The organism is Dyadobacter linearis, assembly GCF_907165045.1.
In the GTDB taxonomy this organism is placed as follows: Bacteria; Bacteroidota; Bacteroidia; order Cytophagales; family Spirosomataceae; genus Dyadobacter; species Dyadobacter linearis.
The window spans coordinates 971,488-987,763 of sequence record NZ_CAJRAU010000003.1 but is presented as its reverse complement, the minus strand read 5'-3'; the positions used below and the strand labels follow the sequence as shown (position 1 = coordinate 987,763).

Annotated in this window: 12 protein-coding genes; 7 read left to right on the top strand and 5 right to left on the bottom strand. The window is 46.6% G+C overall.

Features of this window, described 5'->3' with window-relative positions:
• Window positions 1–6: 6 nt before the first annotated feature.
• Complete coding sequence (locus tag KOD92_RS27740) at window positions 7–93, top strand: IS3 family transposase (RefSeq protein WP_406566161.1); 87 nt, start codon at window positions 7–9, stop codon at window positions 91–93.
• Window positions 94–159: 66 nt separating this feature from the next.
• Here the strand turns inward: KOD92_RS27740 and KOD92_RS14560 are convergent, their stop codons facing one another.
• The 3 genes from KOD92_RS14560 to KOD92_RS14550 all read right to left on the bottom strand — a co-directional run bounded on the left by KOD92_RS14560 (window position 160) and on the right by KOD92_RS14550 (window position 6,679).
• Window positions 160–1,725: a RagB/SusD family nutrient uptake outer membrane protein gene (locus KOD92_RS14560; RefSeq protein WP_406566167.1), complete on the bottom strand. Its 1,566-nt coding sequence runs from the start codon at window positions 1,723–1,725 to the stop codon at window positions 160–162.
• A gap of 37 nt (window positions 1,726–1,762) precedes the next feature.
• Window positions 1,763–4,999 (bottom strand): SusC/RagA family TonB-linked outer membrane protein, encoded by a 3,237-nt coding sequence (locus KOD92_RS14555; protein WP_215234280.1) that lies wholly within the window; start codon window positions 4,997–4,999, stop codon window positions 1,763–1,765.
• Between the two features lie 588 nt (window positions 5,000–5,587).
• The gene (locus tag KOD92_RS14550) at window positions 5,588–6,679 is read right to left on the bottom strand and encodes a Gfo/Idh/MocA family protein (protein ID WP_215234279.1); all 1,092 of its coding nucleotides are present in this window, start codon (window positions 6,677–6,679) and stop codon (window positions 5,588–5,590) included.
• Window positions 6,680–6,975: 296 nt separating this feature from the next.
• Between KOD92_RS14550 and KOD92_RS14545 the strand changes: the two genes are divergently transcribed.
• The 6 genes from KOD92_RS14545 (at window position 6,976) to KOD92_RS14520 (ending at window position 15,526) form a co-directional block, all read left to right on the top strand.
• The gene (locus KOD92_RS14545) at window positions 6,976–7,914 is read left to right on the top strand and encodes a dihydrodipicolinate synthase family protein (RefSeq protein WP_215234278.1); all 939 of its coding nucleotides are present in this window, start codon (window positions 6,976–6,978) and stop codon (window positions 7,912–7,914) included.
• Between the two features lie 251 nt (window positions 7,915–8,165).
• The gene (locus tag KOD92_RS14540; protein ID WP_215234277.1) at window positions 8,166–9,647 is read left to right on the top strand and encodes an aldehyde dehydrogenase (NADP(+)); all 1,482 of its coding nucleotides are present in this window, start codon (window positions 8,166–8,168) and stop codon (window positions 9,645–9,647) included.
• A gap of 193 nt (window positions 9,648–9,840) precedes the next feature.
• Window positions 9,841–10,842 carry a 4-hydroxyproline epimerase gene (locus KOD92_RS14535; protein WP_215234276.1) on the top strand — a complete coding sequence of 334 codons (1,002 nt, stop codon included), beginning with the start codon at window positions 9,841–9,843 and terminating at the stop codon, window positions 10,840–10,842.
• A gap of 107 nt (window positions 10,843–10,949) precedes the next feature.
• Entirely contained in the window at window positions 10,950–12,209 is a 1,260-nt protein-coding gene (locus tag KOD92_RS14530; protein ID WP_215234275.1) for an NAD(P)/FAD-dependent oxidoreductase, read from the top strand.
• A 39-nt stretch (window positions 12,210–12,248) separates the two neighbouring features.
• Complete coding sequence (locus KOD92_RS14525; protein WP_215234274.1) at window positions 12,249–14,030, top strand: DUF885 family protein; 1,782 nt, start codon at window positions 12,249–12,251, stop codon at window positions 14,028–14,030.
• Window positions 14,031–14,074: 44 nt separating this feature from the next.
• The gene (locus KOD92_RS14520; protein ID WP_215234273.1) at window positions 14,075–15,526 is read left to right on the top strand and encodes an APC family permease; all 1,452 of its coding nucleotides are present in this window, start codon (window positions 14,075–14,077) and stop codon (window positions 15,524–15,526) included.
• Here the strand turns inward: KOD92_RS14520 and KOD92_RS14515 are convergent.
• Together KOD92_RS14515 and KOD92_RS14510 are read right to left on the bottom strand one after the other, a co-directional pair.
• Window positions 15,523–15,855 carry a nucleotidyltransferase family protein gene (locus KOD92_RS14515; RefSeq protein WP_215234272.1) on the bottom strand — a complete coding sequence of 111 codons (333 nt, stop codon included), beginning with the start codon at window positions 15,853–15,855 and terminating at the stop codon, window positions 15,523–15,525. The two genes, KOD92_RS14520 and KOD92_RS14515, sit on opposite strands and share 4 nt — an antisense overlap.
• On the bottom strand, window positions 15,848–16,243 hold the full coding sequence (locus KOD92_RS14510) for a nucleotidyltransferase substrate binding protein (RefSeq protein WP_215234271.1): 396 nt from the start codon (window positions 16,241–16,243) through the stop codon (window positions 15,848–15,850). The genes KOD92_RS14515 and KOD92_RS14510 overlap by 8 nt, the downstream gene beginning before the upstream one ends.
• Window positions 16,244–16,276: the final 33 nt, after the last annotated feature.

Sequence of the window (16,276 nt, the reverse complement as noted above, 5' to 3'; positions counted from 1 at the left end):
GAATATATTGAATACTACAACAATGAAAGGATCAGGCTGAACTTAAATGGAATGAGCCCGGCACAATACCGGGCTCATCACACTAATCGCTAAATTTTAAACCGTCCAACTTTTGGGGTTCAGTCCAAAAGGACCGGCTCCTAAATTGAAATGCTAAACTTAATAACCCGGGTTCTGAGGTGTCAGGTTTGGGTTGTTTCTCAATTCCGGAATTGGAATAGGGAACAATAGATGTTTTTCCAGCAATGGAGCACCACCGCTTACATTCAGGTTACGGTGACCTACGAAGTTATCAAAGCCTCCGGTCGTTTCGTTGAACACTTTACGCAGACGAACCATGTCAAACCATGTAATTCCTTCGTATGCGAATTCATGCCAGCGCTCACGCCACACAGCTTCCGCGAATGTTGCTTTGGTGAAAGTTCCCATTGCAGGAGTCGTCAGTTTCGCACGGTCTCTGATCGCTTTGAGAGCTGCATAAGCTTCTGCATTCGGTCCGCCAACTTCGTTTTGCGCTTCTGCATAGATCAAAAGCACTTCTGCATAACGGATCAGGTTCACATTCAGGTTGTTAAGCCTGGTTGGTGTAATGCCAGGACCGCCCAATGCAGCAATGTTGAAATACTTGAACACATAAGGTTGACCAAGCTCAAATTTAGCACCTGTACCATTTTCATAGTAAGACGTGTAGAACCAGCCCTCCTGATCTTTGGCACGAAGATCGCCTTTTTCGTAAGAATTGTAGAAAGAAAGCGTAGGTACCGTACTTCCCGTTCCGCTAGGACCTGCATAGGTTACTGCTTTGAAGTTCGGGAAATAATCGTTCAGCGGGAAAGGTTCCACTACTGTGTTATACTGGATCTGGAAAATGTGTTCCAGCCTGTTTTTCAGGTTTTCCTGGTGCAGTTCTCTGTAAGTCGGGAACAGGTTCAGGGTGGAAGGATTCGCTTTGGAGTAAGTAATTACTTCCAGCGCTTTATCCGCAGCCAGCTTGTAGTGAGTAGCTCCTTTGCTCAATGGAAAACCTGCCATAGTAAGGTATACCTTCGACAAAAGTGACTTAACCGCTATTTTAGAAGCACGTCCGTTTGTATTGAAATCAGCAAATCCGGCAGCTTCCGCAGCAGTAAGATCTTCCACAATCAGGTTGTAGATTTCCTCCTGAGGTGTTCTGGTAGGATTAAAATCTTCTGAGCTGGCAGTTTGCGGCAGAGTAATCAAAGGTGCATCACCCCAAAGTCTTACCACATAGAAATATGCCCAGGCACGCAAGAACCTCGCTTCACCGATCAAACGCGTTTTCTGAGCTTCGTTAGCAGCAGGGAACTGGATTCCCGGGATCTTCTCGATAGCCAGGTTTGCATTCGCGATCACGCGATACAATCCGTTCCAGAAGTTCGCAATGTGACCTGTATTGCCATCGTGGATCAATGCATACAAGTTGTTCAGGTCGGAGTTCTGACCAGTTTCTGTTGTAGCTGTACCCGTTACAGCTTCCAGCATTTGCCAGTTAGCAGAGAAAATACCGGCACCCTGTCCGTAGAAACGCATCTCAGCATAAGTAGCCGCAACAGCCGCTTCTGCGTGATCAGGAATGGTGTAGAATGTATCCGGTTGAAGGTTCGACGGGTCTTGCTCGTCCAGGAAGTCGGAGCAGCTTGTCGGGCCCAGCAGGATTGCCCCGCAAAGCAGGAGCTTGGAAATGTTTTTATTATATAGTTTCATACTGAATTTCATTTTTGATAATCCTGATATCTGGTTGTTAGAATGTTACCTGAATACCTCCCATGTAAGTGGTCGGTCTTGGATAGCTGTGCCAGATCATCCCTTGCGAGAATACGTTGTCTGCGTCTCCACCACGGATCGGCGTTTGTTCCGGATCGCCGTGTGGGTATTTGCTAAGTATGAAGAAGTTTTGAGCAGATACATAAAGTCTCAGTTTGCTCATTTTCAACTTGCTTGTAAGTTCAGACGGGAAGTTATAACCAAGCAACAGGTTACGTCCGCGCAGGAACGAGCCGTCGAAGATCCAGCGGGTATCTACGTTTGTCACGTAACCAGCTTTTGTATCACGGATCTGGGCTACCATTGTGTTCTGGTTTTCCGGTGTCCACGCATCCAATACAGTCGCGTAGCTGTTAGCAAGTGCCTGACGGTCTTCGCTTGCGTGAAGGTTCATGTCCATCAGGTCATTTCCGTACGAGAATTGAAGGTCAAGTGTCATATCGAAGTTTCCGAAACGCAGGGAGTTAGAAAGTGTTCCCCATCCTTTTGGACTACCGTTTCCGATAATCGCGCGGTCAGCATCGGTGATCTTGTAATCTCCGTTCAAATCTTTGTACTTCACGTCACCTGGCAGCATTTGCAGGTTACCACGGTAGCTGGTGAATTTAGCAGCTTCGTCTCTTTCAGCTTCGCTCCATGTTCCCAGACGGGTAAGTCCCCAGAATGCACCAACAGGCTCTCCGATACGCAGGATGCTGGTTTGGTTGGTGATAGAAGGACCACCCACTCCGAAGATATCTGCCGGTGTAGCCAGCGACAACACTTTGTTTCTGTTGAATGAGATATTGAAGTTGGTATTCCAGGAGAAATTAGCTCTCTCGAAGTTAACCGTGTTCAAAGCAAACTCGAAACCTTTGTTTTCCATAGAACCGATGTTCTTCCTGATCACAGCATAACCGCTTGTACGTGGAACTGGTGCATCCAGAAGCATGTCGGTTGTTTTACGATAGTAGTAGTCAGCTTCGAAAGAGATTCTGCCTTTCAGGAAACTGATTTCAAGACCACCGTCGGTCTGAGCCGTTTTTTCCCATCTCAAATCATTGTTAGCCAGCCTGTTGATACCGGTTCCACCGATACGGGTGTCGCCATAAACAGTTGCATAGTTAGATCTCAGCAAAGGAAGTGACGAGTAAGGAGGAATCTCCGAGTTACCTGTCAAACCATAGCTGGTACGAAGTTTCAAGCTTGAAATCAGCGTGTTCCCTTTCAGGAATTCTTCGTCAGATACTTTCCATGCGAATGCAGCAGATGGGAAGAATGCAAACTTGTGGTTATCCCCGAATTTGGAAGAACCATCCGCGCGGCCTGTTACTGTGAAAAGATATTTTTCAAGCAACGTATAGTTAGCACGCCCGAAGTAAGAGTTAAACGCAAAACGGGAAGCTCCTGAAAGGTACGGGTTAGAAGATGGAAGAACTGCACCTGCGCCTAGGTTATCGAAACCAAAGTAATCGGTTGCGAAGTTCTGCGAACCAATAGCGGTTGTTGAGATATTGGTTTCCTGCCATGAAATACCTCCAAGCAGATTAATGGAGTGGATTCCAAACGTTTTGTTGTAGGTAAGCAAATTTTCCCACGACCAGAAAATCTCTTTTCTGTTCTCTTTTCTTGCTGTTCCCAATTCATTCGGCGTCAATGTACGCGTCTGAGACTGGTTTACTTCCTGGCCGATGATATTAACACCCAATACAGAGCGGAATTCAAGACCTTTTGCAAGGGTAACGTTTCCGTAAAGGCTACCTAATGTAGTTTGCGTATTCAGGTTGTACCGGCGTCCGTTCAAACGGTGAACCGAGCTGAATGCACCTTCCGCACCAGGATAATCGCGGTTGTTAGCGAATGTTCCGTCAGGGTATTTAACAGGAAGGAAAGGAAAATCCTCCACCATCTGGCGTGGAACCGCATCGTTAATGTCGACAAGGTTTTCAGCCTGGTTGTTATAGCTCAGGGTACCACCAATGCGAAGCCATTTTTTAACCTGATCATCAAGGCTGAAACGGGTCGAATAACGTTTCAGGTAAGATGTTTTGATCAAACCCTGGTCATCACGGTAGTTAAGTGACAGCGAGTAGGTAGTTCTTTCATTACCGCCGCTGAAACCCAGCTGATGGTTTTGAGATACGCGGTGTTGTGTTGATTCTTCAAACCAGTCAGTGTCATAGTTTGGAGAAAATGTTCCGTCTGCATTCTTTGTGAAAACGTCCGGGTGAGCAGTAGCCAGCTGTGCGCGGCGCACAAGCGGATCGTGGGTTTTGTATTTACCTGCATCCCAACCAGCTTTGTCAAATTTCTCCATGTTTTTGTATGCAAGGTCTTCCACCGCCATGTATTCTTTGGCATTCAGAACCTTTGCTTTTTTCGGTCCGGCAGTCGGTACGCTCAGGTCGAGACCGTAACTGATTACGCCTTCGCCGGATTTACCTCTTCTGGTCGTGATCATGATCACACCATTCGCGCCTCTTGCTCCGTAGATCGCAGTAGAAGATGCATCTTTCAAAACCTCAACAGATACGATATCATTTGGATTAATAAAGTCGATCGCCTGGCTCTGCTGATTTTGGTTACCCTGCGGCAACATCACTCCATCCACCACATATAATGGGTTATTGGAAGAGTTAATAGAGCTAAAACCGCGGATACGTACGTTGGAGCGACCGCCCGGGCGACCCGAGTTTACGTTCACCTGCACACCCGAGATCTTACCTTGCAGCGCCTGGTTCAATGAAGGTGCTGGTCTTTCTCTCAATTGTTCTTCCTTCACAGAACCTACTGATCCTGTCAAATCGGACTTTTTAGCAGTACCATAACCGATTACGACAACTTCGCTCAATGCTTTTGAGTCGGATTCCATTGCCAGGTCGATTGTAGTACGGTTGCCTATTTCAACTTCCTGACCTACATATCCAACAAAGCTGAAAACCAGTGTACCGCCGTTATCAGGCACCTGAAGGGTGTAGTTACCGGTTCCATCGCTGGTAGTACCTGTGCTGGTACCTTTTATTACCACGTTTACGCCGGGAAGACCTTCGCCATTTTCTTTATCAGTAATTTTTCCTTTGATCGTCTTATCAATCCGGATCACGGTTGACGCGTTAGCGTCGGCTGCTACCCCTGCAAAGGCAACTACGGAACACGAAAGCGCCGGCAGAAGTACTAGTGAATTTCGGAAACCCCTCATACGGAGCATCCATTGTTTAGTATCGGTATTTTTCATTTAAAGGTTAGTTAAACGTTTCTCATAAGTGATTGGTCGTAGTTTGCATTATTCTTTAATCATAGTTGACTGGTTAGGTTGAAGTTTACGATGAGATTATAATTATATCAAATATTTAATTTATTACATTTTTTTTCGGGAAAGGTTTTCGTGTTTCTTCATTTAATCTGTTTAGATCTCTTTGACTGCCGCGTTCAATATGTTATTGTGATACGGGCATTGGTACTCAATTTTTTACCGAAGGTGATGAACGATGGGGATACTAAGAATCTTCCGCTTGATCGTCCTGTGAAATTGTGGTGCCAGTAGGGTATTTTTATAAAGTCTTAAAAATGCGTTGCAATATTATAATATTTAGCAATAAACTTCCTAGAAAACGGACTTTTAAAACATAAATATTTGTGCAAACGTTTGCATAATTTCAGCTTAAAGCTACTGTAACTATACTTGATTTCAATAAGTTATGTAACCTATAATCAATAAAAAGGCCACTTCGCTACTATTAAGCGAAGTGGCCTTTCGATTTATTTTAAGTCAGTTTCTGCTAAAAAAGTATCAACTCCCCGTAAGCAGAACCAGCAGGATTTTTTATACCAAATCCACAGTCCGTCCTGTCCGCACCGATTCGTCACAAGCAAAAGCGATTTGCAGACTTCTTACTGCGTCTTCCAAATGGTCTGTCAGATCGAGGTTTTCTGTGATCGCTTTCAGGAAATAGCGCTGCTCGCGGTTGCAAAGCTCCTGGTGATCCGGCTCGTCTTCGAGATTGATCCAGGTATCTTCTTTTGCAAATTCATCCTTATCGTTCAGTTCCGCGTGGTGAATGCGGATCGATTCGGTTTTGGTATGTGCTTCCACGGAAGAAGATTTTCCACTTCCACCCGCGTCTTTTGCAACAATAGAAGCAGATCCTTTCGGCCCGATCACATCTTTTACAAAGAATGCAGTTTCACTGATCATCGGTCCCCAGCCAGCTTCGTACCAGCCTACCGAACCATCTTCAAACCAGATTTGCAGCTGGCCGTAGTTATAGTTTCCCGCAGGAATATCTTCTGTCATTCTCGCACCGATCGCATTCACGCGAAGTGGCGTCGAGCGCGTCATCTGGCACATTACATCTATATAATGTACGCCGCAATCCACGATCGGGCTCAGGCTTTTCATCAGGTTACGGTGCACGCCCCACATATATCCGTGGCTCTGCTGGTTGAGGTTCATACGCATAACCAGCGGTTTGCCCAGGTTTTGCGCCTCTGCCACAAAGCGTTCCCACGACGGGTGAACGCGGAGAATGTAACCTACTACTACTTTTTTGCCGGCAGCTTTCGCAGCTTCAACAACCCGCTTGGCACCTTCTACGCTATCAGCAAGTGGTTTTTCAATAAATACGTGCGCGCCGGCATTCAATGCCTTGATCGCAAAATCTTCGTGGGTATCGGGGTAAGTGGAGATACAAACAGCGTCCGGTTTTGTTTCCGCAAGTGCCGCATCGTAATCGCTGAACAGGCTGTAACCGCCGCCCAGCTTTTCATTTAATACTTCTTTGCTTTTTCCGGTTGAAACAATACCGCAGATCTCGAATCCGTCCAGCAGTTGATAAGCAAATGCATGCGAGGCGCCCATATTACCGCAACCGACAACGAGTACGCGGATAGAGCTCTTGTTTTCAAAAGATGACATAGTAAATGATAATGTTAAGTCTTCGGGTTAGAAGGAATATAGAAATAGTACATCAGGTCAACAACGTATACCTGCTTTCTGTGCCAAAAATAGGGATTAAAATCTGTTTTCGGCCGGGCTGGATACCGAATGCAGGAAAATCCCGAATAGGTGTTGGATTATTTATAAATGCGGCGTCTGTTGATATTCTAAGTTAAAATCGGTAAATAATTGATTAAAAGATGAGAAAGCAGGGTCGGGCGATTCCTTTACCTTTGAAATAAAATCATCCTTCGCATTTCAACCTGATTATAGATATGAACAAAGAATCCTGGTATGGCATTTTCCCTGCGCTGGTAACTCCATTCAAAGCAGATGACACAATTGATTTCGAACTTTTTGGTAAAAACCTGGAAGCTCAGGTAGAAGCAGGTATCCACGGCGTGATCGTCTCAGGTTCGCTGGGTGAAGCCAGTACGCTTACAAGAGCTGAGAAAATGGAACTGGTGAAATACGCCAAAAATGCGGTTCCCCAGGGAATGCCGGTCGTGCTTTGCATTGCCGAACAATCAACAGCAGAGGCGGTTAGCTTTGCAAAAGAAGCAGAAACTGTGGGCGCAGACGGATTGATGGTGTTGCCTCCTATGCGCTATAAAGCAGATGATGATGAAACTGTTGCTTACTTCACGACAATTGCGCAGAGTACGAGCTTGCCGATGATGGTTTACAACAATCCCGTGGATTACAAGATCGAAGTAACGCTTGCGATGTTCGAAGAACTGGCCAAAGTACCTAATATAGTTGCGATCAAAGAATCGACCAGGGATGTGAGCAATGTAACGCGTTTGTTCAACCGTTTCGGCGACCGTTTCCGCATTTTCTGTGGCGTGGATACGCTGATCATGGAAGAGGTTATGCTTGGTGCTGACGGCGTTGTAGGCGGATTGGTTGATGCATTTCCAAAAGAAACCGTAGCGATTTTTAATCTGGTAAAAGCAGGATATTATAAGGAAGCACTGGCGATCTACCGCTGGTACCTGCCACTTCTGGAACTGGATATTCATCCAAAACTGGTACAAAATATTAAACTGGCCGCTGAAAGAGCCGGTATTGGGTCAGAATATGTGCGCGCTCCGCGCCTGGTATTGAAAGGCGAAGAAAGAGAAAGGGTATTGGCGATCATCGATCAAGCAATAGCGACGCAGCCGGTGCTGCCTGACTATCTGAATTTAACAACGGAATCGGTTTTGGCATAATGAATTTCAGGGGGCTCCGCTGGAGCCTGTCATTCGGTTGTACCGGTTGGTTCTATAAACAGGGTGCCCCTCTGGGGCAAAAAGGTTGTTTGTAGCTGCGGTTGATGCCCAATCATTCGGAACAGGAGGCGCGGGGAAATATGTGGCCGCAGCGTGGCCCCCTGTTTCTGGAATTTACGGTATTTATAGTAAATTCAGACTCCGGAGGAGTCACCTGATGCACAAAGTCCCGCATCATTAACACGAAATTTATGAGCATTTTTCAGGAGAATTTAGAAAATACTTTGCAAAAAACGCAGGAAGCATTCGTCGAAATACAAACATACCCTATTGCGCGCCGCATTCAATTGATGCGTACCATTGCCGATGAGATCGAAGCCCTGGGGCCGGAACTGATCGAAACTGCCCGCGCTGAATCGAACCTTCCCGAAGCCCGGCTTACCGGCGAAAAGGGACGGACCATTTTTCAATGGAGAAGCTATGCGGATGCAGTTGAAAAAGGGTACAGTTTCGACGCAAGTATCGATACAGCTAATCCCGACAGGACGCCGCCGAAGCCGGATATCCGCAAAACGAATGTTGCATTGGGCCCGGTGGCAGTTTTTGGCGCAAGCAATTTTCCTTTCGCATTCTCAACCGCCGGCGGAGATACTGCCAGCGCGATTGCGGCAGGCTGCCCGGTCGTAGTGAAAGCGCATCCCGGACATCCGAAAACGTCTCAGCTCATGGCCGACGCGATCAGTCGGGGCGTGGAGAAAAGCGGATATCCAAAGGGTATATTCTCTCATATATTTTGCGAAACCAATGAAGAGGCGCAGGCGCTGATCAGTCACCCGGTGATCAAAGCAGTCGGTTTCACCGGTTCAAACCGGGGCGGATTGGCTTTGGTAGAAATTGCGAGCAAACGTCCGGAACCGATTCCTGTTTTTGCCGAAATGGGCAGTATTAACCCGGTTTTTTTATTGCCGGAAAAAATAGAAACAGCCGCTGCTGCGCTGGCTAAGCAATATGCAGGCTCGCTGACACTTGGCGTGGGACAGTTTTGTACCAATCCCGGGCTGGTAATAGGCGTGGAAAGTTCGGCTCTGGAAGAATTTGAAAATGTATTAAATGAAGAAATAGCAAAAGCACTGCCCGCGCCCATGTTGAATGCAGGTATTGCAAAAGGCTACCAGACCAATCGCGAAAAGGTGATCGGTTTGTCGGGTGTGACGGTACTTTCAGTGGCGACTGCTGAGGCTGCGGAAGGGCAAGGTGCTGCTACGGTGGCTACCGTTTCCGGTGTTGATTTTCTGATCAATGAGGATTTACAGACTGAGGTTTTCGGTCCGTTTGCACTGATCGTGAAATGTAAATCTGCTGACGAAATGTTCTCAGTAACTGAAAAATTGCACGGACAATTAACCGCTACGCTACTCGCTACGGCGGGAGATCTGGGAGCAAATGCCGAGTTGGTTGCATTGATCCAGAACAAATGCGGAAGGATCATTTTCAATAACTTCCCGACCGGCGTGGAAGTTTGCAAATCCATGCACCACGGCGGCCCAGTCCCGTCTTCCAGCAACGCACAATATACCTCAGTAGGCCCCGACGCGATCAAACGCTTCACCCGTCCGCTCAGCTTCCAGAACTGGCCCGACGAATTTTTACCCGAAGAACTAAAAAATGCGAATCCGTTGGGGATCTGGAGAACGGTGGATAATGAGGTGGTAAAGGGAGCTATTGGCTTTTAGCTGTTGGCTATTAGCTATTAGCTTTTTGTGAGGATGGAGGAAGGATGAAAGGAGGAAGTGAAAAATCCTTTGGATCAAGATAATTTTATAATTGTGAGCTTCAATGCAAAGCTTACAGTAAACAACATAAAAAGCCAACAGCCAACAGCCAACAGCCAACAGCTAAAAGCTAACAGCTAACAGCCAAAAAACAATGCGTAAGACTTTTTTTTGTATTGATGCCCACACTTGCGGGAACCCGGTTCGGGTGGTCGCTGGGGGCGGACCTTTGCTGGATGGGAACAGCATGATGGAGCGCAGGCTTCATTTTTTGAAGGAATTTGACTGGATCCGGAAGGGATTGATGTTTGAGCCGCGTGGTCATGATATGATGAGCGGGAGCATCTTGTACCCGCCGGTTGATCCGGCGAATGATATTGGCGTACTATATATTGAAACGAGCGGCTGCCTTCCGATGTGCGGTCACGGCACAATCGGGACGGTTACTATCGCGATTCAGGAAGGTTTGGTAACACCAAAAGTACCAGGCAAACTTCGCCTGGAAACACCTGCCGGGTTGGTTTTGGTTGAATATAAGCAGGAAGGCAAGAGAGTAACTTCCGTCAAGCTGGTGAATATCAAATCTTTCCTCGCCGCCGAAAACCTGACTGTTGAGTGCCCTGATCTGGGTACATTGACTGTGGACGTTTCCTACGGAGGTAACTTCTACGCGATTGTTGATCCGCAGGAAAATTTCAAAGGTTTGGAAGATTATACCGCCGACCAACTGATCAGCTGGTCACGCGTACTGCGCAAGCGACTGAACGAGCAGTACAAGTTTGTTCACCCGGAAAACGAGCATATCAACGGTCTAAGCCACATTCTGTGGGCAGGTGCAGTAATTGACCCGACTTCAACAGCCAGAAATGCAGTTTTCTACGGCGACAAAGCAATCGACCGCTCGCCCTGCGGCACAGGTACCTCAGCCAGAATGGCCCAGTGGCACGCCAAAGGCAAACTGAAAAAAGGTGACAGATTTATCCACGAAAGTATCATCGGTTCCAAATTTACCGGAACCGTGGAAGACGAAGTAACAATAGGAAACAAACCCGCCATTATCCCAGGAATCGAAGGCTGGGCCGTGGTAACAGGCTACAACAACATTTTCATCGACGACGAGGAAGACCCGTACGCGTATGGGTTTCAGGTTATTTAAAAAGGAGAAAGGAGGAAAGGGAGGAAAGGGAGGAAGGAAGAAGGGACACTATTCTATTACTTCCTCCCTTTCTTCCCTCCTCCCTTTCCTCCCAAATTTCTAATAGAATGACAACAAACAAAGGAACCGCGACCATCATTGGTGGGGGAATTATGGGGTTGGCTTCGGCTTATTATCTGCTGAAAAGCGGGTGGAAAGTGACGGTGCTCGACAAAGGCGATCTGAGCGATAATTGCTCGCAGGGAAATGCGGGGATGATCGTTCCGAGCCACTTTATTCCGCTTGCTGCGCCCGGAATGGTGGCGAAGGGGATTAAATGGATGTTCGATAGCCGCAGTCCTTTTTACGTAAAACCTTCCCTGGATTTTTCATTGATATCCTGGGGATTGAAATTTATGAAAGCCGCCTCTCCGGCCAATGTAGAACGCGCCGCGCCTTTTTTGAGAGATTATCATTTGCTCAGCAAACAGTTGTATGAGGATATTGCCAATGAGGAAGGACTGAACTTTGGTCTGGAAAAGAAGGGTATTCTCATGCTTTATAAATCTGCAAAAGCGGGAGAGGAAGAAATACATGTTGGAAAAGACGCGCAGAAGCTGGGACTGGACGTGGAAATGCTTTCCAAAGAGCAGGTACAGGCCATTGAACCTGATATTAAACTGGATGTAGCCGGGGCGGTACATTACCATTGCGACGCGCATTTGTATCCGACTGCATTGTTTAACCAACTCCTTAAAAATATCAAGGAGAAAGGCGCTACCGTCGTTACCAACGCAGAAGTGACTGGTTATGAGATCTCAGGCGGTGAAGTGAAATCAGTCAATACTACACAGGGTCAATACGAAAGTGACCTTGTGATCATGACGGGCGGTACGTGGCTGCCTCAGCTAGCCAAGCTGGCCGGACTTTCAATCCCGGTGATGCCAGGCAAGGGGTATTCATTTATGGAACGTAATGCCGATCACCCGATCGTTCATCCTGCCTTGTTGATAGAAGCGCGCGTGGCGGTGACGCCGATGAACGGAAAAGTTCGTTTTGGCGGCACTATGGAACTTGCAGCGGTAAATGACAAGATCAATATGAACCGGGTGGAGGGGATAGTGAATGCAATCCCGCAATATTACCCGGAGCTGGAAGTAGCTATTCCTGCCAAAGAAAACATCTGGTACGGTTTCCGCCCGTGCTCGCCCGACGGACTGCCGTACCTGGGATACAGCAAAAAACTGAAAAACCTGATCGTTGCAGGTGGTCACGGTATGATGGGTATCAGCCTTGGCCCGGCGACGGGAAAAGTAGTAGCCGAGCTGGCCAACCGCACCGCCACAGCTATCGACATCAAACTTTACGATCCGGAACGGTATAACTGAGCGCCGGATAAATTCCTAACCTTTAAACATATTCTTTCCTTGAAAAAGCAATGCTACTCCCTGCTTTTCAGTCTCGTGTTTGCCTCCATTTTTGTTAGCGAATCCGCAGCTCAGAAATCCCAATTCAATCTCTACGAACAAACCAGCGAAACTGCCGGGTTGGTAATGCGTTATGATGAAGATATTCAGGCGGTTCGCTCGTTTTATTCTCCTATGCTGGTTCGTGGACGCGGATTTGCGGCGCCTTCATTTGTGCTCAACTCCCCCGAGCAGCGGAAGCGGTTGATAGAAGTGGATAAAAGTTACCTGGTACAGCTCGCCAAGATGGATTTCGACGCGATAAGCATTTACGGCAAAGTGGATTATATTTTATTAAAAAGAAATATAGACGATCATTTGCTGAGCCTTTCACAAGAAGAAAAAGAATATAACCAGATCACGAAATACATTCCTTTTGCTGAAAAAATTTACGCACTCGAAAAGCAGCGCCGTCGTGGAAATACTTTGGATGCGCAAAAAGTAGCAGCAGATTTGAATGATGTTTTGAAAGAATTAAAAGCTTCTTCGGAATCAGTTAAAAACGTCGAAGACATAGATATGCCGCTTGCGAACCGTGCCGAAGAAGCTGTAAAAGGTTTGGATGAACGATTGAAAGGTGTATATGAATTTTATAACGGTTACGACCCGAAGTTTACCTGGTGGGTGCCCAAACCCTACGAGTCACTCGACAGCGCGCTGACAGCCTATGCCAAGGTTTTGAAAGGAAAAGGTAAAATTAACACCACACAAAAAGAAGACAAAAGCGGGATCAAAGGCGTGCCGATCGGTCGTGACGAGCTGATCCGGCAGTTGCGGGTAGAAATGATCAGTTACACGCCGGACGAACTGATCGAGCTTGCCAATAAGGAATTTGCGTGGTGCGACAAGGAATTGCTGAAAGCTTCGCAGGAAATGGGTTTCGGGAATGAATGGAAAAAGGCGCAGGAGAAGGTGAAAAACAGCTTCGTGCCCGAAGGCGAGCAGCCGGCCCTGATCATGAAGCTTTATAATGATGCGAAGGATTTAATCACTAAAAATAACCTTTACGAATATCCCGAAATAGCCGACGAAACGTGGGGAATGCAAATGATGTCGCCCGAGCGGCAGCTGATCAATCCGTTCTTTCTGGGCGGCAGAGATATTATCATTTCTTATCCCACCAATACCATGAACCACGAGGATAAGTTGATGAGTATGAGGGGGAATAATCCGTATTTTTCGCGTGCGACAGTTCACCACGAACTAGTTCCGGGGCACCATTTACAGCATTATATGCGCAGCCGCTACAAGCCTTACCGTCGCGAATTTGGTACGCCGTTCTGGACCGAAGGTTGGTCGCTGTACTGGGAGCTGCTGCTGTATGACAAAGGTTTTGCCAAAACACCCGAAGAGCGGATCGGGATGCTTTTCTGGCGGATGCACCGTTGCGCACGCATTATCTTCTCGCTGAATTATCATTTGGGTAAATGGACGCCGCAGGAATGCATTGATTTTCTGGTAGATAGGGTAGGACACGAGCGAGCGAATGCGGAAGGGGAAGTGCGACGCTCTTTCCAGGGAAATTACAGTCCGCTTTACCAGGTAGCTTATCTGATCGGTGGTTTGCAGATATTAAGTCTGAAAAACGAACTGGTTGACACCGGTAAAATGAGCTATCAGCAGTTTCACGACGCGATTATGAAGGAGAATAATATGCCGATCGAGATGGTCCGTGCGACGCTGACCAACCAGGCATTGAAGCGCGATTTCAGAACACAGTGGAAGTTTTATAGTTTCAAATAATATTGTAGCTTACAAGCTTCAAAAGCCCGTAAAACCTAACCTGTATGTCATTGGAAAGCATTCCTGAATCTGCTGAGGAAAAAAAGTCATTTAAACCATCGCTCGGTCTGATGGACGCGACCATGCTCGTCGCGGGAAGTATGATCGGATCGGGGATTTTTATTGTAAGTGCGGACATTACCCGGAATACCGGCAGCGTGGGCTGGCTGATGTTCGTGTGGCTGATCACAGGCTTTATGACATTGACTGCCGCATTAAGTTACGGTGAATTGAGCGCGATGTTCCCCAAAGCGGGCGGGCAATATGTTTATCTCAAAGAAGCATACAATTCGCTGATCGGCTTTCTGTACGGTTGGAGCTTTTTTACAGTGATCCAAACCGCTACTATCGCTGCTGTGGCAGTGGCTTTTGCCAAATTCACTGCCTATTTGCTGCCTATGTTCAGCGAGGATCTGGTGGCGGTCGACCTGGGTTTTATCAAAATTTCCCCCGCCCAGCTGCTCTCGCTGGTGCTCATTGTTTTACTGACGTTTATTAATACACGTGGTGTAAATGGCGGGAAAATTATCCAGACCACATTTACATTAACCAAACTGCTGAGTTTACTCGGACTGATTGTTTTCGGGTTGCTTTTCATGAAACCGGAGATCTGGGCCGCAAACTGGGACTCTGCGACGATGTGGGATTTGCACAAACTGAATATCGACGGCAGTATCGAATCCTACACTACCATAGCCGCATTCGGCGCGATCGCCGCCTCCATGGTTGGCTCTATTTTTAGCAGTGATTCGTGGAATAATGTAACTTTCATAGCCGGCGAAATTAAAAATCCCCAGCGAAATATCGGACTTAGTCTTGCATTGGGTACCATTATCGTAACGGTCATTTACCTGATGACAAACGTGATGTATACCGGTGTTCTTTCGTTGCAGGATATTGCTTCTTCTGATAAAGACCGCGTCGCGGTGACTGCTTCGAATGTAATCTTCGGAAATGCAGGAACGATGATAATCGCGGTTATGATCATGATTTCGACTTTTGGTTGCAACAACGGTCTGATCATGTCGGGGGCGCGGGTATATTATTCGATGGCGAAAGACGGAATGTTCTTCAAGAAAGTAGGGACCTTGAACAAGAATTCTGTACCTGAGTTCGGGCTTTGGATCCAGTGCGTAATCGCCTGTTTGTGGAGTTTGAGTGGGAAGTATGGGAATTTGCTCGATATGATTTCTTTCGTAGTGGTCGTGTTCTATATGCTCACCATTGTCGGAATATTTATATTAAGGAAGAAAATGCCCGACGTTCCCCGTCCGTACAAAGCATTCGGGTATCCATTCCTGCCGATTATCTACATAATCATGGGCGTTGCATTCTGCGTACTCTTAATCATCTACAAACCAGAATACACCTGGCCTGGATTGATCATTGTGTTGCTGGGTATTCCGGTTTATTATTTTATTGGTAAGAAGAATATAGACACGGCAGAAATGTCTTAAATAGCAGATCGCGTCGGAGCCTTTTCAAAGAAAACGACTCCGACGCGATCAATATGATCTAGTAGCTCAGGATTCGATATCTTAGCAATATTCAATATATCAAAATGATACGGCAGAAGAGACTCTTCGTTTAAAATGCCGCTAAGTTGATTGGTAATATCCTTTCCTTTCATTTTCACTGCAAGATCCACGTCACTTCCGGTCCTGAAATTTCCTTTTGCACGACTTCCAAACAGCACAACCTGATCGATTTCAGAGAACTTTTCGATTGCTGAAATGATCTTCAAAACGTCCTCTTCGGTCAAGCCGCTTTTTATTACATCAGTCATCCAATCTTGACTTTAAATGAAGATAAACCTGTTCAATAGCCCCGAAATAGGAATCTTTGATCACTGTTACCGCATGCCCTGCTACCTCTTCATTATAAGTATGTGACAATTCGTTTCGCTTTTCGAGCATTTCAATCCAGGTGTGGCCGTCCGTGATAACTTGTGACGCAAAAGCCTGTTTAATAGCTTCCCTAGGGAAACTAGTCTCTAAACCCTGCTCATACAAAAAATCCTTGATTGTTTTCCAAGCCAGTTCAAAAGTAAATTCAAAGGCCTGGACCAGCCCGCCAATCTCAATTGGATTGTATTCGTCCTTTTGAACGGCAGTTTCCAAAAACAAAAATGCCTTCTCGAAATTTTGAAATCTCTGCTTCCAGCGACTATCCATACTTTTAATTATAAGGCATGAAGTTAGTTAACA